The organism is Marinobacter sp., assembly GCF_033722735.1.
Lineage (GTDB): Bacteria > Pseudomonadota > Gammaproteobacteria > Pseudomonadales > Oleiphilaceae > Marinobacter.
The window spans coordinates 1-21,635 of the sequence record NZ_JAWVYN010000028.1 but is presented as its reverse complement, the minus strand read 5'-3'; the positions used below and the strand labels follow the sequence as shown (position 1 = coordinate 21,635).

The 21,635-nt window shown below is 62.6% G+C and carries 22 protein-coding genes; all 22 read left to right on the top strand.

Annotation, left to right across the window (positions count from 1 at the left end; all coding sequences use genetic code 11):
* Positions 1-107 precede the first annotated feature (107 nt).
* A complete protein-coding gene (locus tag R3175_RS16140) occupies positions 108-1,559 on the top strand; it encodes a sigma-54 dependent transcriptional regulator (RefSeq protein WP_318945358.1) in 1,452 nt (483 codons plus the stop codon).
* A 197-nt stretch (positions 1,560-1,756) separates the two neighbouring features.
* Positions 1,757-3,037, top strand: a complete 1,281-nt coding sequence (locus R3175_RS16135) for a sensor histidine kinase (protein WP_318945357.1) — start codon at positions 1,757-1,759, stop codon at positions 3,035-3,037.
* Positions 3,038-3,049: 12 nt separating this feature from the next.
* Entirely contained in the window at positions 3,050-4,468 is a 1,419-nt protein-coding gene (locus R3175_RS16130; RefSeq protein WP_318945356.1) for a sigma-54 dependent transcriptional regulator, read from the top strand.
* Positions 4,469-4,732: 264 nt separating this feature from the next.
* On the top strand, positions 4,733-5,101 hold the full coding sequence (gene fliE, locus R3175_RS16125; RefSeq protein ID WP_318945355.1) for a flagellar hook-basal body complex protein FliE: 369 nt from the start codon (positions 4,733-4,735) through the stop codon (positions 5,099-5,101).
* Between the two features lie 15 nt (positions 5,102-5,116).
* Positions 5,117-6,838, top strand: coding sequence for a flagellar basal-body MS-ring/collar protein FliF (fliF, locus tag R3175_RS16120; RefSeq protein WP_318945354.1), 1,722 nt, complete (start codon positions 5,117-5,119; stop codon positions 6,836-6,838).
* Positions 6,831-7,871, top strand: a complete 1,041-nt coding sequence (fliG, locus tag R3175_RS16115) for a flagellar motor switch protein FliG (RefSeq protein WP_318945353.1) — start codon at positions 6,831-6,833, stop codon at positions 7,869-7,871. The genes fliF and fliG overlap by 8 nt, the downstream gene beginning before the upstream one ends.
* A complete protein-coding gene (locus tag R3175_RS16110; protein WP_318945352.1) occupies positions 7,871-8,722 on the top strand; it encodes a flagellar assembly protein FliH in 852 nt (283 codons plus the stop codon). The genes fliG and R3175_RS16110 overlap by 1 nt, the downstream gene beginning before the upstream one ends.
* Positions 8,703-10,073, top strand: a complete 1,371-nt coding sequence (fliI, locus tag R3175_RS16105; RefSeq protein WP_318945351.1) for a flagellar protein export ATPase FliI — start codon at positions 8,703-8,705, stop codon at positions 10,071-10,073. The genes R3175_RS16110 and fliI overlap by 20 nt, the downstream gene beginning before the upstream one ends.
* Entirely contained in the window at positions 10,073-10,513 is a 441-nt protein-coding gene (gene fliJ, locus R3175_RS16100) for a flagellar export protein FliJ (protein ID WP_318945350.1), read from the top strand. The genes fliI and fliJ overlap by 1 nt, the downstream gene beginning before the upstream one ends.
* 229 nt (positions 10,514-10,742) lie before the next feature.
* A complete protein-coding gene (locus R3175_RS16095; protein WP_318945349.1) occupies positions 10,743-11,048 on the top strand; it encodes an STAS domain-containing protein in 306 nt (101 codons plus the stop codon).
* 31 nt (positions 11,049-11,079) lie between these two features.
* Positions 11,080-12,795, top strand: a complete 1,716-nt coding sequence (locus R3175_RS16090; RefSeq protein WP_318945348.1) for a fused response regulator/phosphatase — start codon at positions 11,080-11,082, stop codon at positions 12,793-12,795.
* Entirely contained in the window at positions 12,776-13,192 is a 417-nt protein-coding gene (locus R3175_RS16085) for an Hpt domain-containing protein (protein ID WP_413231787.1), read from the top strand. Before R3175_RS16090 ends, R3175_RS16085 begins: the two co-directional genes overlap by 20 nt.
* A gap of 77 nt (positions 13,193-13,269) precedes the next feature.
* The gene (locus tag R3175_RS16080) at positions 13,270-14,391 is read left to right on the top strand and encodes a flagellar hook-length control protein FliK (RefSeq protein WP_318945346.1); all 1,122 of its coding nucleotides are present in this window, start codon (positions 13,270-13,272) and stop codon (positions 14,389-14,391) included.
* 223 nt (positions 14,392-14,614) lie between these two features.
* Positions 14,615-15,112 (top strand): flagellar basal body-associated protein FliL, encoded by a 498-nt coding sequence (gene fliL / locus R3175_RS16075; protein WP_318945345.1) that lies wholly within the window; start codon positions 14,615-14,617, stop codon positions 15,110-15,112.
* 29 nt (positions 15,113-15,141) lie between these two features.
* The gene (fliM, locus tag R3175_RS16070) at positions 15,142-16,143 is read left to right on the top strand and encodes a flagellar motor switch protein FliM (protein ID WP_318945344.1); all 1,002 of its coding nucleotides are present in this window, start codon (positions 15,142-15,144) and stop codon (positions 16,141-16,143) included.
* Positions 16,136-16,657 carry a flagellar motor switch protein FliN gene (gene fliN / locus R3175_RS16065; protein ID WP_318945343.1) on the top strand — a complete coding sequence of 174 codons (522 nt, stop codon included), beginning with the start codon at positions 16,136-16,138 and terminating at the stop codon, positions 16,655-16,657. The genes fliM and fliN overlap by 8 nt, the downstream gene beginning before the upstream one ends.
* An 11-nt stretch (positions 16,658-16,668) precedes the next feature.
* Positions 16,669-17,127, top strand: a complete 459-nt coding sequence (gene fliO, locus R3175_RS16060) for a flagellar biosynthetic protein FliO (RefSeq protein ID WP_318945342.1) — start codon at positions 16,669-16,671, stop codon at positions 17,125-17,127.
* Between the two features lie 44 nt (positions 17,128-17,171).
* Positions 17,172-17,873: a flagellar type III secretion system pore protein FliP gene (fliP, locus tag R3175_RS16055; RefSeq protein ID WP_318945376.1), complete on the top strand. Its 702-nt coding sequence runs from the start codon at positions 17,172-17,174 to the stop codon at positions 17,871-17,873.
* Positions 17,874-17,900: 27 nt separating this feature from the next.
* The gene (gene fliQ / locus R3175_RS16050; RefSeq protein WP_318945341.1) at positions 17,901-18,170 is read left to right on the top strand and encodes a flagellar biosynthesis protein FliQ; all 270 of its coding nucleotides are present in this window, start codon (positions 17,901-17,903) and stop codon (positions 18,168-18,170) included.
* 3 nt (positions 18,171-18,173) lie between these two features.
* On the top strand, positions 18,174-18,959 hold the full coding sequence (fliR, locus tag R3175_RS16045; protein ID WP_318945340.1) for a flagellar biosynthetic protein FliR: 786 nt from the start codon (positions 18,174-18,176) through the stop codon (positions 18,957-18,959).
* Between the two features lie 11 nt (positions 18,960-18,970).
* A complete protein-coding gene (gene flhB / locus R3175_RS16040) occupies positions 18,971-20,107 on the top strand; it encodes a flagellar biosynthesis protein FlhB (protein ID WP_318945339.1) in 1,137 nt (378 codons plus the stop codon).
* Positions 20,108-20,312: 205 nt separating this feature from the next.
* Positions 20,313-21,635: type VI secretion system tip protein TssI/VgrG (tssI, locus tag R3175_RS16035; RefSeq protein WP_318945375.1), on the top strand; the 1,323-nt coding region annotated here is incomplete at its 3' end.

Below are 21,635 nucleotides of genomic sequence, written 5' to 3'. Positions count from 1 at the left end.
AGCGTCATAAAATTGACTCTTCCAGCCTAAGGGTCTTAAATACCGCCAAAGACGACGGAAGTTGCGAACCTTTTCGCCGGATTATCCAAAGCAAGAGACCCGACTGAATGGCCAAGAACAATAATGTGCTGGTGTTGTGCGAGGACGAAGCTCGTTGCCGGGACATACGCACCATCCTCGAATTCATTGATGAAGACCGGGTATACACCAATACGCAAGCACGGGAGTTTCTCTCCGCCAGTGAACCGGAGAAGCTGGCTGAGCTGGGGGTGGCCATCATCAATGGCGATGACGACAGCGTCGAACGAGTAGTCAGCGAAGTGTACGCCGCCGATCCGGGCCTGCCGATACTGCTGATCGGAAATCCGGAACTCAAGTCGCTGTCCGAGCAGGAAAACAGCCGCATTATCGCCCGGCTGGACTGGCCCCTGAACTACACCAAGTTTGTGGATTCGCTGTACCGGGCGCAGGTGTTCCGCGACCAGTTCGCCCGCAACCGTGAACGCGGCCAGCAGCGCAGTGTGCAACTGTTCCGCAGTCTGGTTGGCACCAGCCGCAGCGTGCAGGGCGTGCGCCAATTGATGGAGCAGGTGGCGGATAAGGACGTCAGCGTGCTGATAACCGGGGAGTCCGGGACCGGCAAGGAAGTGGTTGCCCGCAATCTGCACTACCATTCCGCCCGACGTGATAAGCCATTCGTGCCCGTCAACTGTGGCGCGATCCCGGCGGAACTCCTCGAGAGCGAGCTTTTCGGCCATGAGAAGGGCGCATTCACCGGAGCGATTACCGCTCGGGTCGGGCGGTTTGAAATGGCCGAAGGGGGCACACTCTTCCTTGACGAGATCGGCGACATGCCGCTGAACATGCAGGTGAAGATCCTGCGGGTGTTGCAGGAGCGTACCTTCGAGAAGATCGGCAGCAACCGCACCCAGACTGCGGATGTCCGGATCATCGCGGCCACCCACAAGAATCTTGAAGACATGATCGAAACCGGCGATTTCCGGGAAGATCTGTACTATCGCCTCAACGTATTCCCGATCGAGATGCCGGCGCTGCGGGATCGGGTGGAAGACATACCGCTGCTGATCAACGAGCTGATCTCGCGAATGGAGAAAGAGAAGCGGGGGTCGCTGAGGCTGAATTCCGCCGCCATCATGAGCCTGTGCCGTCACGACTGGCCGGGCAACGTTCGCGAGCTGGCCAACCTGGTCGAACGGCTGGCCATCATGCATCCCTATGGCGTGATCGGGGTGCAGGAGCTACCCAAGAAATTCCGCTACGTCGACGACATCGACGAGAACCGGCCGGTGGAAGACACGGGCATGCCCTCGGGCGTGCCCGGGCTGGTGGGGCTCGATGCGCCGGCGCTGCTTCCGGTCAACGGCATCGACCTGAAGGATTACCTTGCCAACCTGGAGCGCCAGTTGATCCAGCAGGCCCTGGATGAGGCCGGTGGAGTGGTGGCCCGGGCGGCGGAAAAATTGCGGATCCGTCGAACCACGCTGGTGGAGAAGGTGCGCAAGTATGGCCTCCGCCAGGACGAATCCGAAGAGGCCTGACGAACTCCCGTCAAAGCCTCTGCGGAATGGAACTGTTGCTTGAATCTGGCGACGAAAAGTCGTCGCCAATCCTGCCGGTAAAATTCCTACCTGTTGTTTTTAAAGAAAAAAGCTGACCTGGCACGACATTGGCTTAATCCCCCTCAAACGACCTATCCGCCCGGATGACCGGGGCCAGGACTGCGTTAGGGGGAATCATGAGTCAGCCACAGTTTATTGTTCAGCCGTCCCAAGCCCAAGCCCAAGCCCAGGCCGAGGCCGCAGCCAATGCCGCAGCCGACGCCAACGACAAGGTTACCGCCCTGTTCCCGCAACAGGACGAGGACCCGGCCGTGGGAACGGCGCTGGAACTGTTCAACCAGATGTCCCGCCAGATCACCGACTCCTACCGTACGCTGGAATCCCGGGTGAATCAGTTGTCCGGGGAGCTGTCGGCGGAGTGTCAGCAACGCCAGCGTGAGCTGGAGGAGAAGGAGCAGCTGGCGGACCGGCTTTCAACCCTGCTGTCCGCGCTGCCCGCCGGCGTGGTGGTGCTGGACAGTCAGGGCGTGGTCAGCCAGTCCAATCCAGCTGCGGTTGGCCTGCTGGGGGAGCCGCTGGAAGGGGAACGTTGGGTCAACATCATTCACCGCTGCTTCGCGCCCCGCCTGGATGACGGCCACGAGGTCTCCCTGCGGGACGGCCGCCGGGTCAGCATCGAGATCCGGACCATGGAAAACCAGCCCGGTCAGCTGATCCTGCTCACCGACCTCACCGAAACCCGCCAGCTACAGGCCCAGCTGGCCCATGCCCAGCGCCTGTCGGCCATGGGTAAGATGGTGGCCTCGCTGGCCCACCAGATCCGCACGCCGTTGTCCGCCGCCATTCTCTATGGTGGGCATCTGTGCCAGGACGAGCTGGACACCGAGCTGCGCCAACGCTGTGCCACCCGGCTGATGTCCCGGCTGACCCATCTCGAGCAGCAGGTGCGGGATATGCTGATCTTTGCCCGGGGGGAAACCCGGCTGGCCGAGGAACTGTCGTCGGAGGCGCTGGTGCAGGGGCTCCGGGGAGCGATTGATGCCCTGAACCTGACCCGGGGTATCGACGTGCGTCTGGAAGCGAAGCTGCCGGAGTTGCAGCTGCTGTGCAACCGGGAGGCCCTGGTTGGGGCCTGCACCAACCTGGTGAACAACAGCATCGAAGCCGGCGCCAGCAAAGTGACGGTGGCGTTGGCGCGGGTGGAAGAGCGCCTGGAGCTCCGGGTGATCGATAACGGTCCCGGTTTTTCGCCGGAGCAGGGGTCCCAGTTGATGGAGGCGTTCTACACCACCAAGTCCCACGGCACCGGTCTCGGTCTGGCCGTGGTCCAGGCGGTGGTGAAAGCCCACCAGGGTGACTTTAACCTGCAGGCGTCCGAACACGGCGGTGCCTGCGCGACCATTCGCCTGCCCCTGGCCGGACGGGCGGAGCAAGACCAAGAACAACGCAGTGAATAAGCGGAGGCAGATATGGCCCGGGCGCAGATTCTGATAGTTGAAGACGATCACGACCTTCGGGAAGCGCTGGTCACGACCCTGGAACTGGCCCGATTCCGGGTCAGGGAGGCCGAGAGTGCCGAGCTGGCGCTGGCCCTGCTGGCGGAGGACACCGTCGATATGGTGGTCAGCGACGTCAACATGCCGGGCATGTCCGGTCACGAGTTGCTGGCGGAGGTCCAGCGTCTGTATCCGGGGCTGCCGATGATGCTGATGACCGCCTATGGTCAGATCAGCCAGGCGGTCTCCGCCATGCAGGCCGGTGCCACCGACTACCTGGTCAAGCCGTTTGAGCCGCAGGTGTTGGTGGAGGCCGTTGGCCGCATTGTCGGCGGTAATCAGAAACGGAGCAGCGATCAGCCGGTGGCGGAAGATCCCATCAGCAAACGCATGTTCCAGCTTGCTGCCAAGGTGGCCGCCAGCGATTCGACGGTGATGATTTCAGGGGAGAGCGGGACCGGCAAGGAAGTTTTGGCCAGGTACATCCATCAGCATTCGCCGCGGGCCGACCAGCCGTTCGTGGCGATCAACTGTGCTGCCATTCCGGAGAACATGCTCGAAGCGATCCTGTTCGGCCATGAGAAGGGGGCCTTCACCGGGGCTCACGCCGCCTCGCCGGGCAAATTCGAGCAGGCCAATGGTGGCACCCTCCTGCTCGATGAGATCTCCGAAATGGAACTGGGTTTGCAGTCCAAGCTGCTGAGAGTGCTGCAGGAGCGGGAAGTGGAACGCGTCGGTGGACGCAAGACCATCGCGCTCGATGTGCGGGTGGTGGCCACCACCAACCGTGACCTGGCCGAATACGTCAGGGAAGGCAATTTTCGTGAGGACCTCTACTACCGGCTCACGGTGTTTCCCATGCAGTGGCAGCCGCTGCGGGACCGGCCGCTGGATATCATGCCGCTGGCCCAGGCCCTGTTGAAGAAGCACAGTCGCAAGATGAAGCTGACCGCCCTCAGTTTTGCCCAGGATGCCCGGCAGGCCCTGATGGCCCACCCCTGGCCGGGCAACGTGCGGGAGCTGGACAACGCCATCCAGCGCGCGCTGGTGTTGCACCAGGGCAACGTCATCCGGGCCGCCGACCTGTGCCTGGAACTGGGCATCACCGGCCAGGTGACCGGCACCACGCCGTCACCAGAAGCGATCGCCGTGCCGGAGGTGAGCCAGCAGCAAACGCCGGACGAGCCCCAGGCCCCGCAGGAACCCGCTTCCCTGGGCGACGACCTGCGACAGCAGGAGTTCCGGATCATTATCGACACGCTCCGGCGCGAGCGCGGCCGGCGGAATCGGGCGGCGGAACAGCTCGGCATCAGCCCGCGCACCCTGCGCTACAAGCTGGCCCAGATGCGGGAAGCCGGTATCGACCTGGATGCCGAATTGGCCCTGGCTTGAGCGGATTAATCCGTCCGGATTCGAATTTCCTTCGTTAACTCCTTCGTGCGGCGCCCTGGGCGCCGTTTTTTTGTCCGCCCCCTGGTTGGATCGGTGGCCGTCAATTCTTTGTCACGGTGCCGGGGCAGGTGACGTTGGGCGGCCATAAGCCAATGAAAATAAAAGTTAATATGTGTTTGGCCAGGAAATTGCTTTCGGGAAGGGTAGAGACAGATCCAACGATTTCAGCCGCCAGCTTGACCGGCGGTGGCCCTGGAGGGAGATATGGTACAGCGTGCCGACATCAACAATGTGCTCTCGGAGATTCGCACACTGCGTTCGCAAATGATGCAGAACCAGCGAGTCGAACAGGACAATGCCATCCGTGGCCGGGTGGACAATCCGGCGAAGGTACAGGAGACCCAGGAAACCCCGGGCTTCGCCGACATGCTGAGCAAGGCGGTCAACAACGTGAACGAGTTGCAGCAGACCTCCAGTGACCTGCGTACGGCTTTTGACATGGGGGAACCCAATGTGGACATCACCCGGGTGATGATCGCCTCCCAGAAAGCGTCTGTTTCCTTCGAAGCGCTGACCCAGGTGCGTAATCGGGTGGTTCAGGCCTACGAAGACATCATGAACATGCCGGTGTAATAGCGGAGAACCACCATGTCCAGCGTACCAGCCGAGACCGCAGCCGGTAACCCGCCGGCCGCTACCACCGAGGAAGCCTCCGGGCTGGAGAGCCGCAGCGATATGCTGTTTGGCTTCAACCGGCTGAACCTGCTACGCCAGATCGGTCTGATGGTCGGGCTGGCCGCCAGTGTTGCCCTGGGGGTCGCGGTGGTGTTGTGGGCCCAGGAGCCCAACTATCAGCCGGTACTGGGCGACCTGTCGAGCTACAACCCGCAGGACGTCACCACCATCCTCGAACAGAACAACATCGATTACCGGCTGGAGCCACGGACCGGAGCCCTGCTGGTGCCCGCGGACGATGTCTACAATGCCCGCCTGAAGCTGGCCGCCGAAGGGGTGACCGACGATCGCACCATCGGGTATGAGCTGCTGGACCAGGAGCGGGGACTGGGCACCTCCCAGTTCATGGAAACCATCAGTTATCGCCGTGGCCTGGAAGGGGAGCTGGCCCGCACCATTAGCAGCATGCGCAACGTGCGTAACGCCCGGGTGCACCTGGCCATACCCAAGCGCTCGGTGTTTGTGCGCGACGCCCGCACACCCACGGCCTCGGTGTTTCTCGAGGTGTTTGCCGGTCGCCGCCTGGAACAGGAGCAGATTGCCGCCATCATGAACCTGGTGGCGGGCAGCATCCCGGAGATGACCAAGGACAACGTCACCGTGGTCGACCAGAGTGGCAACCTGCTCACCGGTCGCCGGGAGCCGAGCAGCCGTCAGCAGATGCAGGATCAGATCGACTACAACACCCGGGTCGAGGAGCGATTGACCAGCCGGGTGGCCTCCATCGTCGGCCCCATCGTGGGCGATGGCCGCTTCCGTGCGGAAGTGACCGCGGATCTGGATTTTTCCTCGGTCGAACAGGCCGAGGAGCTGTTCAACCCCGATCAGCAGGCGGTCCGCAGCGAGCGGGAGCTTACCGAACAGCGCAGCTCCGGCTTCCTCGGCGGGGTGCCTGGTGCGCTGTCCAATCAGCCGCCCGGGGAGGCAACGGTGCCGGAGCAGGCCGCGCAGCCCCAGGACGGCGAGGAAGGGGAAGAGGGCACGCCGCCGCCGGTGAATGTCCGCAGCGAAGCCACCCGCAATTACGAGATGGACCGCACCGTCAGCTACATCCGGCAGGAGCAGGGACGGGTCAAACGCCTGACCGTCGCCGTGGCGGTGGACGACATGAAAGTGGTGGACCCGCAGACCGGCGAGGTGAGTTACGAACCCTGGCCGGAGCAGGAGTTGCAGCGCCTGACCATGCTGATTCGCGACGCAGTGGGGTACTCCGCGGTGCGGGGCGACAGCGTGACGGTGATGAACACGGCCTTTGCCCCGGAAGAGGCGGTTGAGTTCGAGGCGCCGGGCTTTTGGGAGCAGCCATGGTTCTGGGACCTGATGAAGCAGGTGCTGGCGGGGTTGGTGATCCTGGTGCTGGTGCTGGGGCTGTTGCGACCGACACTCAAGAGCCTGTCGGGCAGTGGCCGTCGTGAGCGCGGCGGTGAGCTGGAGGGCGAAGGGGGCTACGAAGACATGAAAGGGCTGGGCAGTGACAGCGCCCTCCGTGAGGCCCTGAGTTCCCAGGATGAACTGCTTTTGCCGGGTGCCACGGACAGTTATGATAGACAGTTGAACGCACTGAAAGGGCTCATTACCGAAGACCCGGCCCGGGTCGCCCAGGTAATGCGCCAGTGGGTAAATGTCGATGAGTGATCAGAACGAACAGAAGGCCGAGGCTCCGGCCAAGCCCCGTCGCAAGATTCCCCGGGTTGAACAGGCGGCGATCCTGCTGATGACCCTGGGGGAGGCGGATGCGGCGGAGATCCTCAAGCACATGGGACCCAAGGAAGTCCAGCGGGTGGGCGTCGCCATGGCGCAGATGAAAGACGTCAGCAAGGACGACGTCAGCTATGTGCTGGATCAGTTTGTCGACGCCGTGGGTGGCCAGACCGGACTGGGGGTGGGTAATGACGACTACATCCGGGCGATGCTGACCCAGGCCCTGGGCGAGGACAAGGCCGCCAGTCTGATCGACCGCATTCTCATCGGCGGCAACACCACCGGCCTGGACACCCTGAAGTGGATGGAGCCGCGGGCCGTGGGCGACATCATCCGCTACGAACACCCCCAGATCCAGGCCATCGTCATTTCGTACCTCGACCCGGATCAGGCCGCCGAAATTCTGGCAACCCTCGATGAAAAGGTTCGCCTGGACGTCATGATGCGGGTCGCTTCCCTGGAGAGTGTGCAGCCGCAGGCGCTGCAGGAGCTTAACGACATCCTGGAGAAGCAGTTCTCCGGCGGGTCCGCCGCGCAAACCAGCCGTATTGGCGGTATCAAGCGGGCGGCGGACATCATGAACTTCATGGACAGGAGCGTGGAAGGCTCGCTGATGGATTCGATCAAGGACATGGATCCGGACCTGGCCTCCACCATCGAAGACCTGATGTTCGTGTTCGACAACCTCAAGGACATCGAAGACCGGGGCATCCAGTCGCTGCTGCGGGAGGTATCTTCCGATGTGCTGGTGGTCGCCCTCAAGGGCGCCGACGATGCGGTCAAGGACAAGATCTTCAACAACATGTCGAAGCGGGCGGCGGAACTGCTCCAGGATGACCTGGAAGCCAAGGGGCCGGTCCGCGTCAGTGAGGTGGAGGCGGCCCAGAAAGACATCATCACCATCGCCCGCCGCATGGCGGAGGCGGGTGAAATCACCCTCGGTGGTGCCGGCGAAGAAATGATGTAATGAAAGACGACCCCCGCAATCGCATACCGTCCGAGAAACTCACCGCCTATGAGCGTTGGGAGTTGCCCCTGCTGGATCAGCAGGGCAACGAAGTGGCGCGGGAGGAAGAGCGTGAGGTCAAGCCGCTCACCGCTGCGGACCTGGAAGAGATTCGCCAGGCGGCCTGGGAGGAAGGTCTCCGGGAAGGGCGCGAAGCCGGGCAGCGGGAAGGGCATGCCGAGGGGCGCGAGCAGGGCTACCAGGAGGGCCATGCCGAGGGCTTGGCGGAGGGCCGTCAGGCCGGCCATGATGAAGCCCTGGAGCAGACCCGGGAGGACGTGAAGGCCAAGCTGGCTCGCCTCGAAGAATTACTGGGCGAGTTGCTGATTCCCATCCAGCGTCATGAGGACGAGTTGGAGACCGCGTTGTTCAACCTGGCCACGGTGCTGGCCCGGGCCATCGTCTTCCGGGAGCTGCAACTCGATTCCAGCCAGATCAAGGCGGTAGTCCGCCTGGCCATGGCGTCACTGCCTTCCACCAGCGACAACGTCAGGCTGATGGTGAACCCGGCCGATGGCCAATGGGTGAAGGAGGTCGCAGACCAGTTCGAGGCGAGTACGTCCATCGTCGAAGACGACAGCATTCTGCCCGGTGGGTGCAAGCTGCAAACCCGTCACAGCCTGGTGGATTTCACCGTCGAGAAGCGTTTCCAGAAGGCCGTCCAGAGCATGCTCGATCAGCAGCTCGACAGCGACGACCCGGGTGACAGCGTTGAGTTGGACGCGATGATGGGGGACCTGACGGACTTCCACCGGGATGTCCTCTCCGAACCGGATCGCCCGGAGGACCACGATGACCGCGACCCTGAGTGAACGACTCGAACGCCTGAAAGATTACCTGCCACCTCAACTTGAACCCGAGCTGTCCGGACGCCTGACCCGTATGGTGGGACTGACCCTGGAATGTGTGGGTTGTCCCATGGTGGTGGGGGACCGGTGCATGATCCAGGGGCAGGGCGTGGGCAATGTGGAAGCCGAAGTGGTCGGGTTTGAGGACGACCGGGTGTACCTGATGCCGCTCACCGCCATCGAGGGGCTGCGTCCGGGGGCCCGGGTGGTGCCCTTGTCCGCGGCCAGCCGGGTGCCTGTGGGGCCGGAATTGCTGGGCCGGGTGGTCAACGGCACCGGCGATCCCCTCGACGGCAAGGGACCGCTCAAGGCCCAGGCCCAGGTGTCGCTGGGTGGCGAGATCATCAACCCGCTCAATCGGGCGCCGGTGCGACAGTCCATGGACGTGGGGATTCGCGCCATCAATTCGCTGCTGACCGTGGGCCAGGGGCAGCGCCTGGGGCTGTTTGCCGGCAGTGGCGTCGGCAAGAGTATGCTGCTGGGCATGATGACCCGGTTCACCGATGCCGACATCACCGTGGTGGGGCTGATTGGCGAACGGGGTCGGGAGGTGAAGGAGTTCATCGAGGACATCCTGGGCGACGAGGGCCTGGCGCGCTCAGTGGTGGTGGCATCGCCGGCGGACGATTCCCCCCTGATGCGACTTCGGGCCGCCATGCTCACCACGCGTATTGCCGAATACTACCGCGACCAGGGCAAGCGGGTGCTGCTGCTGATGGATTCGCTCACCCGGTATGCCCAGGCGCAACGGGAAATCGCCCTGGCGGTTGGGGAACCGCCGGCCACCAAGGGGTACCCGCCGTCCGTGTTCGCCAAGCTTCCGCAGTTGGTGGAGCGCACCGGTAACGGCGAACCCGGCGGTGGCTCCATTACCGCCTTCTACACCGTGCTCACCGAGGGCGATGACCAGCAGGACCCGATCGCAGACGCCGCCCGGGCCATCCTCGATGGCCACATCGTCCTGTCCCGCCAGCTGGCGGAAGAAGGCCACTACCCGGCGATAGACGTGGAAGCTTCGGTCAGCCGGGTGATGCCACAGGTGACCGAGGACGAGCATTTCACCCGGGCTCAGCGCTTTAAGCAGGTGTATTCCCGTTACCAGCAGGCCCGGGACCTGATCAGCGTAGGGGCCTACGTTCAGGGCTCCGACCCGGAAACCGACTTCGCCATTGCCCACATCGACAACATGCGGCAATTCCTGCGGCAGGGGCTGAAAGAGAGTGCCCCGTTGTCTGCCAGCATTGATCAGTTAATGACGGTGATGCCGGTGAAGGGGGAAGGCGGCGCGCCCAAGGCCACCGGAGGCCGTGAATAATGCTTCGCTCCAAACGCCTGGAAGTGGTGCTCAATCTGGAGGAGCGGCGGGAGCAGGCGGCGCTTGATGAACTGACCGCCGCCCGGCAGCGGGTGGATCAGCTGCGTCAGCATCTGGACCAGTTACGGCGTTACCAGGCGGACTACCGCGAGCAGATGCGCCAGGGACAGCAGGGCGTGGTGCCGGTGAGCCGGCTTCAGGGCTGGCAGGCCTTTATTGCCCAGCTGAACCAGGTGGTGGCGCAACAGGAACTCCAGCTGCAGAGTGCCCTCAAAGCCTTTGAGGAATGCCGTGCCAAATGGCAGCAGGCCTATGAGCGCCGGCGGGGCATGGAAAGGTACATTGCCAGTTGCCGGGAGCGGGAGCAACGGGCCGAGGATGCCCGGGAACAGAAAGCGATGGATGAAGCGGCAGCCCGCGCCGTGACGCGTCGGCGGTGAGCCGGGCCGCGAGCGAAAAAGCAGGTGCAATTCGCGAGCGCTGGGCTATTCTAGTACTCATTCAGGGTGATTTTGCCGTATTCAGTCAGTCCAAAAGCGGTTCAATGCTGGGCGTTGTCTCGCAGTCATAGCGGATCTGTGTCAAGGGGAAATCTCCTTGAAGGAGTACCAGGGCAAGGCAAGAAGACGTGTATGTTCGCCAGACGGAGTAATTGACGGAGGACCCAGGATGTCGATTCAGACGCGCCGAAGTGAAGATGGCCGAACGCTGACCATAAAGATTGAGGGGCGCTTCGATTTCAGTACCCACCAGAAGTTCAGGGATGCGTACGAGCATAGTGACGAGGGCATCGTCAGTTATGTCGTCGATATGTCCGACACCACCTACCTGGACAGCTCGGCACTGGGCATGCTACTGCTGCTGCGGGACTTTGCAGGGGGCGATTCCGCCCAGATCCGTATCGAGAACTGCAACGGCGACGTGCGCCGTATCCTCTCGATCTCCAACTTCGAACAACTCTTCGCCATTCGCTGATACTCACCCCCGATGAATCCTGGAGCCTGTTGTGGACGAGCCACTACCGGAGCAAGGCCCGTTGCGCATCCTGATTGCGGATGACAGCGAGTCCGACCGCCTGATCCTGGCCAAGCTGGTGGAGCGTCAAGGGCACGAGGTTGTCGGTGCCAGGGATGGCCTGGAGGCAGTCGAGCAGTTTCGCGACCACGACCCTCACCTGGTGTTGCTCGATGTCATGATGCCTCGACTGGATGGCATGGAAGCAGCCCGCCAGATCAAGGTGATTGCCGGCGAACGGCTGGTGCCGGTGATCTTCCTGACGTCGATCTCGGACGCGCCGACACTCGCCAAGTGCCTGGAATCCGGTGGCGATGACTTCTTGTCCAAGCCCTACAACCGGGTCATCCTCGAGGCGAAGATCAATGCGTTCAATCGCATGCGCCTGATGCATCGGACCCTGTCCCATCAGCGGGACCTGATTCGGGACCGGAACCGACTACTGTTGTCCGAGCAGAAAGTGGCCAAGCGGGTGTTCGACAACGTGGCCCACACTGGCTGCCTGGACGCGCCCAACCTCCGCTATCATGCCTCGCCACTGTCCATATTCAACGGCGACGTGCTGTTTGCCTGCCCGAGACCGGCCGGCGGCATGCATGTGCTGATCGGGGACTTTACCGGTCATGGCCTGCCGGCGGCGATCGGCGCCATGCCGATGGCGGAGATATTCTACGGCATGACCAGCAAGGGCTTTGGCAGCGACGATGTGCTGCGGGAGATCAACCAGAAGCTCAAGCGCATCCTGCCTACCGGGATGTTCTGCTGCGCCCTGTTCATCCAGGCGGATTTTCACCTCAACCAACTGCGGGTCTGGAATGGCGGGTTACCCGACGGCTACCTGGTGCGTCACAACGGCGAGCGGGTCAAGCTCGCCTCGAGCCACCTGCCCCTCGGGGTGTTGAGCAGCGAACGGTTTGCCGCGCAGGTGGATGTGATTCACACCGAACCCGGGGACGCCCTGCTGGTGGCCACGGACGGGATTCTGGAGGCGGAAAACGCCGAGGGCGAGATGTTTGGCGAGGTCCGGTTGCTGGACGCCATGTCGGGGCAGACGGGCGGGGACGACCTGTTTGAATCGGTCATGGCGGCAGTGAGTGAGTTTACCGGTGACCAGCGGGTGCAGGACGATCTTACGGTCTTCGCCCTGGAGATGGTGGACGAACAACTACTTGCAGACCTGCCGAGCCGCTTGCCACAATCCCCCCTCAGCGGCGCGACCGAGTGGCAATGCGAGTATGAGTTGACCGACAGGACCCTCGGGCAGTTTAATCCGCTGCCACTGCTATTGCAGATCTGCATGGAGGTGCCCGGGTTGCGGCGCCGCAGTGGCGAGGTTTACACCCTGTTGTCAGAACTGTACAGCAACGCCCTGGAGCACGGCATCCTGCAACTGCCCTCCGAATGGAAAATTTCTCCAGAAGGCTTCGGACAGTACTATGCTGAAAGGGAGAGGCGATTGTCCGAGACCGTTGGCCACTTCATCCGCTTCAGGTTGCGCCACACCCCAAAAGACCAGGGGGGGCGCCTCGAAATCCTGTGCGAAGACAGTGGAGACGGGTTCGACTATCGACCTTGCCTCGCTGAAAGCCGCCCGGATAAACGGTATGCCGGGCGAGGGCTCATGCTCCTGCAGCAGCTGAGTACCTCACTGAGTTTTAACGACAAGGGAAATCAGGTAGGCGTCGTGTATGACTGGAAGTTCACTTAACCCGGACTACGGATCGCAACGGGACACTCAGGCAGACAAGGGGGGCGTCATGACCGACAAACCGCACCTTGACGAGGAAGCGCTGGCAGAGTTAAAGGAGGTCATGGAGGATGAGTTTGACGTCCTGATCACCACCTATCTCAGCGATTCCAGGGACCGCATTTCAACCCTGCGCCAGGCCCTGGAACGCGAGGACCCGGAGGGATTCAGCAAAGCCGCTCACAGTTTCAAGGGCAGTTCCGTCAACATCGGTGCGCCCTGCCTCGGAGAACTGTGCCTGAATGCCGAAAAGGCCGGTCGGGCGGCCCAACTGGAAGAGGCGGCGGCCGTTCTGGACCAGATCGAACGCGAGTTCGACACCGTGCGTTCGCTGTTTGAAAAGCTCCTGAACACCTGACCCCGCCTTGATGGCATTACTTTTGCCTGCTTAACGTCAACACCAGCGTTTATCCCAAAAAGCGGCAAGAGGTTGCCATGACTGCACCGTTACTTCCTCCCAGTCCGGCCCCTGGCAAAGCCGGCCAGGCCAGTGATTCCCACCCGTCCGGCTCCTCCGGCAAAAGCGGAGAGAGCCGATTTGACGAGGTCTCTCACCAGGAACGCCGACGCCTGGAGCGATCCCCGGATTCCGAACCGCAGGACAAGCGGACGCAGCCGCCGGAAGAACCTGGCTCGCCACCTGCCGACCCGGTGGCCGGCACCAAGCCCGGGGGTGAAGGGCAGAGTCCAGTCGACGCGGAGCAGGCTGGTGACGGCGAGCCTGCCTGGGAACTGGAGCTTCTGGACCAAGGCAACCCCATTCTGTTCAGTTTTGCGGACCTGCAGGCGTTAGCCGAGCAGCCCGTGACCGGAAACCGGCTCGAGACCGGGTTGCCGCCTGGGCGAGCGGGGACTGTCGCCGGCCCTGTGCCGATGCTGGCCATTCAGCAGGCCAACGGCCAGGATGGCGGCAACGCCTTGCCAGGGCAGTCCATGGGCCAGGTGGTGGAAGCATTGCTGGGCCAACCATCCACCGAGGGTGGCCGGCCGATTGATCCGGCCGCGACGCTGGCGGCTGCCAGCCGGGGTACCGGCACGGACCTGGCGGGCCATCTGGCTCAGACCCAGGCGCAGGCCAATACCCGGTTGGCAGAACCTGCTGTGCCATTGCGGGGTTACACCACCAGCATCGAGCTTCCGGTTGGTCATGCGGAATGGGGGGACAAGCTGGTGGGCAAGCTGACCTGGTTGACCGCCAACAAGATGTCGGTGGCCGAGATTCACCTTACTCCGCCGGATATGGGGCCCATGGAGGTCCGGGTTCAGGTGCAGCAGGATCAGGCGACGGTGACGGTACACTCGGCCAACCCAGTGGTCCGGGACCAGCTCGAACTGCACAGCCATCGGTTGCGTGAAATGCTAAACGAGCAGGGCATCGCCCTGGACCAGTTCGACGTCGCCGATTCCCACGATCACCGGGGTGGTGACCGGGAGGGTGGAGCTGATGACGGCGATACCGTTGCCGGAGGCGTTATCGACGATGACGGCTCCGGCCAGGCCATCACTGGCGACGCGCTGGATCTGAGCTGGCGTGGCGAGGTGGATCTCTACGCCTAGCGATTCGATGCCATCGGCCTCCCTTGTGCCTTCCGGGAGGCCGGTCGTCCCGCCCGGCGTCGCCGGTTCACCATGCCTCAATTCTCCCTGTCATGCCCTTTGCCCCCGCCGTGTGGGAACGCTAAACTGCTGATTTGAAACATTGGGCTACCCGGTTTGGCCCAACCTTTGCTTTATTCCAGTCAATTCGAGCTGAACGACAACTATCTGACAGAAGCGACCTATGGCCGACAATACGCCCGAAGAGGCACCCAAAAAAGGTAAACTGAAACTGATCGTGCTGCTGGCGGTGGTCATCGTGCTGGCGGTGGGCCTGTCAATCGGAGGTACCCTGTGGTTCCTCAAGGACAAGGCGCCAGACGAGGCCAATGGTGAACCCGATGAAACCCAGGAAGAGGCGTTCAGTCCCAGTCAGTATGCGGTGTTGGAAAAATCACTGGTAACCACGGTCCAGGCAGAAGGTCGGCAACGCTATGCCCAGGTGTATGTTGCCTTCGAGGCGGACAACCCGGAGGCGCTGGCTGCCACCGAGTTGCACATGCCGCTGTTGCGCAGCGAGCTCATCAACGTGGTGGCCGGCAGCGACTTTCTGACGTTGCAGACCCCCGAGGGTCGGGCGCAGCTGGCGGAAGACATGCTGGTCTCGGTCAACAGCGTCTTGGAGCGGGAGGGCGAGCCACCCCTGAAACGGGTGCTCCTGCGGAACTTTGTAGTGCAGTAACCAAAGTGTGATTACGGGCAGGACCGACTATGCAGGATCTACTGTCACAGGATGAAATCGATGCGCTCTTGCACGGCGTGGACGACGGGGACATCGATACTTACGATGAAACCGAAGAGGCCGGCGGGGTAAAGGCCTACGACCTGGCCAGCCAGGATCGCATCGTCCGGGGGCGAATGCCCACCCTGGAGATGATCAACGAGCGTTTTGCCCGCTACACCCGCATTAGCCTGTTCAACCTGCTGCGCCGCAATGCGGATGTCTCTACCGGCGGCGTCCAGATCATGAAGTTTGGCGAATACATCCACACCCTTTACGTACCCACCAGCCTCAACCTGGTGAAGGTCCGTCCCCTGCGGGGCACGGGCCTGTTCATCATGGACGCCAAGCTGGTGTTCAAGCTGGTCGACAACTTTTTCGGCGGCGAGGGGCGCCACGCCAAGATTGAGGGCCGCGAATTCACCCCAACGGAAACCCGGATTGTCCAGATGGTGCTGGACCAGGTGTTTCATGACATGCGGGAGGCCTGGCAGGCAGTCCTGAAGGTGGATTTCGAATACCTCAGCTCGGAAGTCAATCCCGCCATGGCGAACATTGTCAGCCCCAGCGAGGTGGTGGTGATCAGCACCTTCCACATTGAGCTGGATGGGGGCGGCGGCGAACTGCACATGGCGCTGCCGTACTCGATGATTGAACCCATCCGGGACGTGCTGGATGCCGGGGTACAGAGTGACATTGATGATGTGGACGAGCGTTGGGTGAATGCGCTGCAGGAAGACATCAAGGATGTGGATGTGCCCATCAACAGCATGGTGTGCCGGCGCCGCATTTCCCTGCGGGATGTGGCAAAACTCAAGGCGGGCGATGTGATCCCCATTGAGATGCCGGACGCATTGACGGTGACTGCCAACGGCATCCCCATCTACAAGGCCACCCTGGGGACCCGGGATGGCAAGCTGGCACTGCGGATCAAGGCCCGGGCCGAGCGGCCCAAGGTCAAAAAACAACTGAAGGTAGGGCGAAATGGCTGACGACGACAAGAAAGACGACCAGGAGATGAGCGAGGACGAGAAGCTCGCCGCCGAATGGGAAGCCGCCATGGAAGAGGCCGGAGACAAGTCCGACGAGGAGGCTGGCGAATCGCCGGAGGCGAACCGGGACGACGAGTGGGCCGCCGCCATGGCCGAAGCTGGCGAAGCGGAGGAGCCGGAAGACTCGGTGCGTACCGCGCCGATGGAAGAGTTTGGCGAGGATACCGGGCTGGCTGCGGGCGGCGGCGAATCGCCGGACCTGGATGTCATCCTGGATATCCCGGTCACCATCTCCATGGAGGTGGGCAATACCCAGATTCCCATCCGTAACCTGCTGCAACTGAACCAGGGCTCGGTGATCGAGCTGGATCGCCTGGCGGGCGAACCGCTGGATGTGCTGGTCAATGGTACTCTGATCGCCCACGGCGAGGTGGTGATGGTCAACGAAAAGTTCGGCATCCGCCTTACCGACGTCATCAGCCCGGCCGAACGTATCAAGCGGTTGCAGAAATGAGGCCATCCGCTGTGCGCAGGCGTTGTGATCCGGCGGTGGGGCTGACCCTGCTGTGGCTAGCGCCGGCGGTTGCCCTGGCCCAGGAGGGGGCGCCGGCGAACCGGCCATCGGTGCCGGATTCGGTCGGCACCATCACCAGTCTGGGGATCGGCCTGCTGGTCGTCATCGGCCTGATCTTTGTCTGTGCCTGGCTGGTTCGTCGCATGAGTGGCCTGACCGGCATGAACAACCAGCTGATGAAGGTGGTATCGGTGCTCAACCTGGGGGCCCGGGAGCGTATCGCCTTGATCGAGGTTGGCGACAAGCAGATTCTGGTGGGGATCACCCCCACCACCATTCGTACCCTGCACGTGTTTGAAGAGCCGGTGACCGACCCGAACGCCACGACCTCCAGTGACTTCGCCCGTCGACTCCAGGGCATGATCAGCAAGCCCTGGCAGGGGGACAAGCCCTCGGGAGACTCCCAGTGAAGCGCGTTTGGCTCACCCTTGGCGGTGTCCTGCTGGCCACCTACATGCCGGCGGCCCTGGCCGACCTGCCGGGCATTCCCGCGGTTACCATGACGCCGGGAGAAGGCGAGGGGACTCAGGAGTACTCGGTGACCCTGCAGATCCTGGCGCTGATGACCGCGCTGACGTTCCTGCCGGCGATGGTGATGATGATGACCTCGTTCACCCGCATTATCGTGGTGTTCGCCATCCTTCGCCAGGCCATGGGGCTGCAGGCCACGCCGTCCAACCAGATTCTGCTGGGGCTGGCCCTGTTTCTCAGTATCTTCATCATGAAGCCGGTGCTGGAGGAGGCCAACCGGGTGGCCCTGCAGCCTTACGTCTCGGAGCAAATCACTTCGCTGGAGGCGGTGGAACGGGCCAGTCAGCCGTTTCGTCGGTTCATGCTGTCCCAGACCCGGGAGGACGACCTGGCCCTGTTCATGCGCATTGCCGACGAACAGTTCGATACCCCGGAAGAGGTGTCGTTCTGGGTGCTGACCCCGGCCTTTGTCACCAGCGAGCTGAAGACTGCGTTCCAGATCGGGTTCATCCTGTTTATCCCGTTTCTCATTATCGATATGGTGGTGGCCAGCGTACTGATGGCCATGGGGATGATGATGCTGTCGCCTATCATTATCTCGCTGCCGTTCAAGATCATGCTGTTTGTGCTGGTGGATGGCTGGGCCCTGATCATGGGAACCCTGGCCGCCAGTTACGGCATCTAGCCTGACGCCGCCAGGGGGAGGTCGAATATGACACCGGAAACCGTGATCGACATCATGCGCGACGCCCTGTGGATGATCGTGTTGTTGGCGGGGGTGATCATTGGCCCGGGCCTGGTGATCGGCCTGGTGGTCAGTACTTTCCAGGCCGCCACCCAGATCAACGAACAGACCCTGAGTTTCCTGCCCAGGCTGATCGTGACCCTGCTGGTGATTATCGTAATGGGACCGTGGATGCTGACCCAGCTGGTGGATCATGCCCGCAGCCTCATCACCAACATTCCCTATCTCATAGGGTAAGTTGTGGTCCCTCTGGATTTCGGTGCAGACCAGATTGGCCAGTGGGTGGGGCGGCACCTATGGCCGCTGTTTCGCATTGCCAGCTTCCTGATGGTCATTCCCTTTATCGGCACCCAGCTGGTGCCGATGCGGGTGCGCCTGGGGCTGGCGTTGCTGATCACCGTGCTGATCGTGCCGCTGATCGGGCCGGTGCCCCAGGTGGAGGCGCTCAGCGCCGACGCCGTGGTGATCACCCTGCAGCAGATTCTGATCGGGGTGGGGATGGGCTTTGCGCTGACCGCGCTGTTCCAGTTGTTCGTGGTGGCGGGCCAGATGATCGCCATGCAGATGGGGCTGGGGTTCGCCTCGATGAACGACCCCGCCAACGGCGTCACGGTGCCGGTGCTGTCCCAGCTGTATACCGTCAGCATTACCCTGCTGTACCTGGCCATGAATGGCCACCTGGTGGCCTTCGAGGTGTTCCTGGAGAGCTTCCGGACCCTGCCGATCGGTCTGGAGGGGTTGGGGCAGGCCGGTGTCTGGCAGTTGGCTCATCGCATCAGCTGGATATTTGTCTCCGCCATGCTGCTGGCCCTGCCGGCGGTGACCGCCGTGCTGATTGTCACCATCTCATTCGGTGTCATGACCCGGGCCGCCCCGCAGATGAACATTTTTGCGCTGGGTTTCCCCATTGCGCTGATATTCGGCCTGTTTTCCATCTGGGTGCTGGAGAGCAACTTCGCCCCCCATTTCCAGCAGTACACGGCAGAGACCTTCGAGTTCATGCGCCAGTTACAGGGCGCCCCCTGAGGTAAGCGGCGATGGCTGAAGACAACGACGACAGTCAGGAGAAGACCGAAGAGGCCACCCCCCGACGATTGGAAAAGGCGCGGGAGGAGGGCCAGACCGCTCGTTCCAAGGAGCTGGCCACCATGGCGGTACTGCTGGCCGGGGCTGGGGGCCTGTTGGTGTTCGGGACCACGCTGGGGAAGGCGTTTGCGGACATCATGCGCAACAGTTTCGACATTGAGCGGGCCGCCCTGTTCGACACCAACTTCATGGCCATACATTTGATGGCGGCAGCCGAGGAGGCAACCGCCGCCGTCGCCCCCCTGCTGTTAGTGCTGCTGGTGGCGGCCATTGTGGGCTCGATCGGCATCGGCGGCCTGTTGTTCAGTGGCAAGGCCATTGCCCCGAAGTTGGATCGGCTCAATCCGCTCAAGGGCCTCAAACGGATGTTCTCCATGCGGTCGCTGGTGGAGCTGTTGAAAGGCGTGGCCAAGGTGGCGCTGGTGATGGTGGTGGCCATCCTGATCCTCAACCTGCGGACCGAAGACCTGCTGAGCATTGCCGAAGAGCCGGCCATGCCCGCCATGGAACACGTGGCGTGGACCCTGGCCTGGAGCTTCTTCCTGCTGTCCTGCGCCACCATCATCATTGCCGCCATCGACGTGCCGTTCCAGATCTACGATCACCACAAGAAATTGCGAATGACCAAACAGGAGGTCAAGGACGAGTTCAAGGACACCGAGGGCAAGCCGGAGGTGAAGGGACGGATCCGTCAGCTGCAGCGGGAAATGGCCCAGCGACGGATGATGCAGGAAGTGCCGGAGGCCGATGTGGTGATCACCAACCCCAGTCACTACGCGGTGGCCCTGAAGTACGACCAGAAAACCATGGCCGCGCCCATCGTGGTGGCTAAGGGCGCGGACGAGATTGCCTTCAAGATTATGGAAATCGCCCGGGAGCATCGGGTGGAAGTATTGCGGACACCACCGCTGACCCGGGCGGTGTACCACAACACCGAGATCGGCGGCGAGATTCCCGATGGCCTCTACATGGCGGTGGCCCAGGTACTGGCCTACCTGTTCCAGCTGCGGCAGTTCCGCCGTGGCCAGGGGCCCAAGCCGGGCATGCCGGATTTCCCCATACCCAGTGACCTGCGGCGGGATGTTTAGACATGGCTGCTTGCATAGTCACCAGGCTTGAGCTGGTGATTTGCAGAGTCGTATTGCCGAATTCTACTTACCGGGGTTTTATTCATAGTGGTGCTGGTTATAATCATGGACTGCTCAGGAAGAGCTGCACGTAGAGACAGGTCTCAAGCCTGTCTCCTCATTGAGGAAACGTACTTCAAGGACCGAAGCCATGCCCGAGGCCATTATCCCTCTCTTGAAGGGACTGCAGTTCACCGCCCGTGTCGGCAGCCTGCCCGCCGATCTGTTCGCCGTCGCTGAATTCAAACTGACCGAATCCCTGTCCAGCCTGTTCCAGGGCACCCTGGCGCTGGCCAGCACCGACTCGGCCATTGCCGTAGCGGAAGTGCTGGAGCAGCCCGTGGAGCTGGCGGTGTGGCAGGACGGCCAGCTGCTGCGCCGCTTCACCGGCGTGGTCTCCGAATTCGCCCGCGGCGACAGCGGCCACCGCCGCACCCGCTACGAGCTGGTGGTGGAACCGGCCCTGTGGCGCCTGGGGCTGATGCACAACAGCCGCATCTTCCAGGCCCAGACCCCGGATACCATCCTCAAGACCCTGCTGGAGGAGCGCGGCATCGCCGGCACCGTGTTCGACCTCAAGCGCACCCCCGAGGAACGGGAGTACTGCGTCCAGCACCGGGAAAGCGACCTGGCGTTCCTGCAGCGGCTCGCGGCCGAGGAGGGCTGGCACTACCGTTTCGACATCGATTCCGATAACCAGCCGCTGGTGCTGTCGGACCACCACGGCGACGCCCCCATCCTGCCCGAGGCCACCTACAACGCCACCGCCGGCGCCAGCACCCGCCAACCAGCGGTCTTCAAATTCAGCTACCGGGAACGGGGCCGGGCCGCCTCGGTGGCGATGAAGGACTACACCTTCAAGAACCCCGCCTACGCCCTGATGCACGAACAGGCGGCGAGTGGCATCGACCACCAGCGCGACGACTACCAGCACTACGACTACCCCGGCCGTTTCAAGGCCGATGCCAGCGGCACCGCCTTCACCCAGGCCCGACTGGACGCCCTGCGCAACGACGCCAGCGTGGCCCGGGGCAAGAGCAACCGCCCGGACCTCGCCGGCGGCGCCAAGCTGCCGCTGATGGGGCACAGCCAGGACAGCCTCAATCGCGACTGGCTACTGACCGGTGTCGTCCACACCGGCAAGCAGCCCCAGGCCCTGGCAGAAGAGGGCGGTTCCGAGCCCACCACCTACAGCAACACCTTCACCGCCATCCCGGCGGATAAGACCTGGCGGCCCCAGGTAGAGAACCGCCCGCTGATGGACGGCCCCCAGATGGCCCTCGTCACCGGCCCGGACGGCGAGGAGATCCACTGCGACGAACACGGCCGGGTCAAAGTCCGCTTCCCCTGGGATCGCTACTCGGATAACGACGAACACAGCAGCGCCTGGCTCCGCGTCAGTCAGGGCTGGGCTGGCGGCCAGTACGGTTTCATGGCTCTGCCCAGGATTGGCCACGAAGTCATCGTCAGCTTCCTCAACGGCGACCCG

Bases quoted from the DNA above. Each gene is read 5' to 3' on its own strand.
- fliQ (WP_318945341.1), top strand. From the start codon at position 17,901: ATGACACCGGAAACCGTGATCGACATCATGCGCGACGCCCTGTGGATG.
- R3175_RS16135 (WP_318945357.1), top strand. From the start codon at position 1,757: ATGAGTCAGCCACAGTTTATTGTTCAGCCGTCCCAAGCCCAAGCCCAA.
- fliP (WP_318945376.1), top strand. From the start codon at position 17,172: ATGCCGGCGGCCCTGGCCGACCTGCCGGGCATTCCCGCGGTTACCATG.
- R3175_RS16080 (WP_318945346.1), top strand. From the start codon at position 13,270: ATGACTGCACCGTTACTTCCTCCCAGTCCGGCCCCTGGCAAAGCCGGC.
- fliG (WP_318945353.1), top strand. From the start codon at position 6,831: ATGAGTGATCAGAACGAACAGAAGGCCGAGGCTCCGGCCAAGCCCCGT.
- fliL (WP_318945345.1), top strand. From the start codon at position 14,615: ATGGCCGACAATACGCCCGAAGAGGCACCCAAAAAAGGTAAACTGAAA.
- R3175_RS16095 (WP_318945349.1), top strand. From the start codon at position 10,743: ATGTCGATTCAGACGCGCCGAAGTGAAGATGGCCGAACGCTGACCATA.
- fliE (WP_318945355.1), top strand. From the start codon at position 4,733: ATGGTACAGCGTGCCGACATCAACAATGTGCTCTCGGAGATTCGCACA.
- R3175_RS16140 (WP_318945358.1), top strand. From the start codon at position 108: ATGGCCAAGAACAATAATGTGCTGGTGTTGTGCGAGGACGAAGCTCGT.
- fliN (WP_318945343.1), top strand. From the start codon at position 16,136: ATGGCTGACGACGACAAGAAAGACGACCAGGAGATGAGCGAGGACGAG.
- R3175_RS16110 (WP_318945352.1), top strand. From the start codon at position 7,871: ATGAAAGACGACCCCCGCAATCGCATACCGTCCGAGAAACTCACCGCC.
- fliF (WP_318945354.1), top strand. From the start codon at position 5,117: ATGTCCAGCGTACCAGCCGAGACCGCAGCCGGTAACCCGCCGGCCGCT.
- fliM (WP_318945344.1), top strand. From the start codon at position 15,142: ATGCAGGATCTACTGTCACAGGATGAAATCGATGCGCTCTTGCACGGC.
- fliJ (WP_318945350.1), top strand. From the start codon at position 10,073: ATGCTTCGCTCCAAACGCCTGGAAGTGGTGCTCAATCTGGAGGAGCGG.
- R3175_RS16085 (WP_413231787.1), top strand. From the start codon at position 12,776: ATGACTGGAAGTTCACTTAACCCGGACTACGGATCGCAACGGGACACT.
- fliI (WP_318945351.1), top strand. From the start codon at position 8,703: ATGACCGCGACCCTGAGTGAACGACTCGAACGCCTGAAAGATTACCTG.
- flhB (WP_318945339.1), top strand. From the start codon at position 18,971: ATGGCTGAAGACAACGACGACAGTCAGGAGAAGACCGAAGAGGCCACC.
- R3175_RS16130 (WP_318945356.1), top strand. From the start codon at position 3,050: ATGGCCCGGGCGCAGATTCTGATAGTTGAAGACGATCACGACCTTCGG.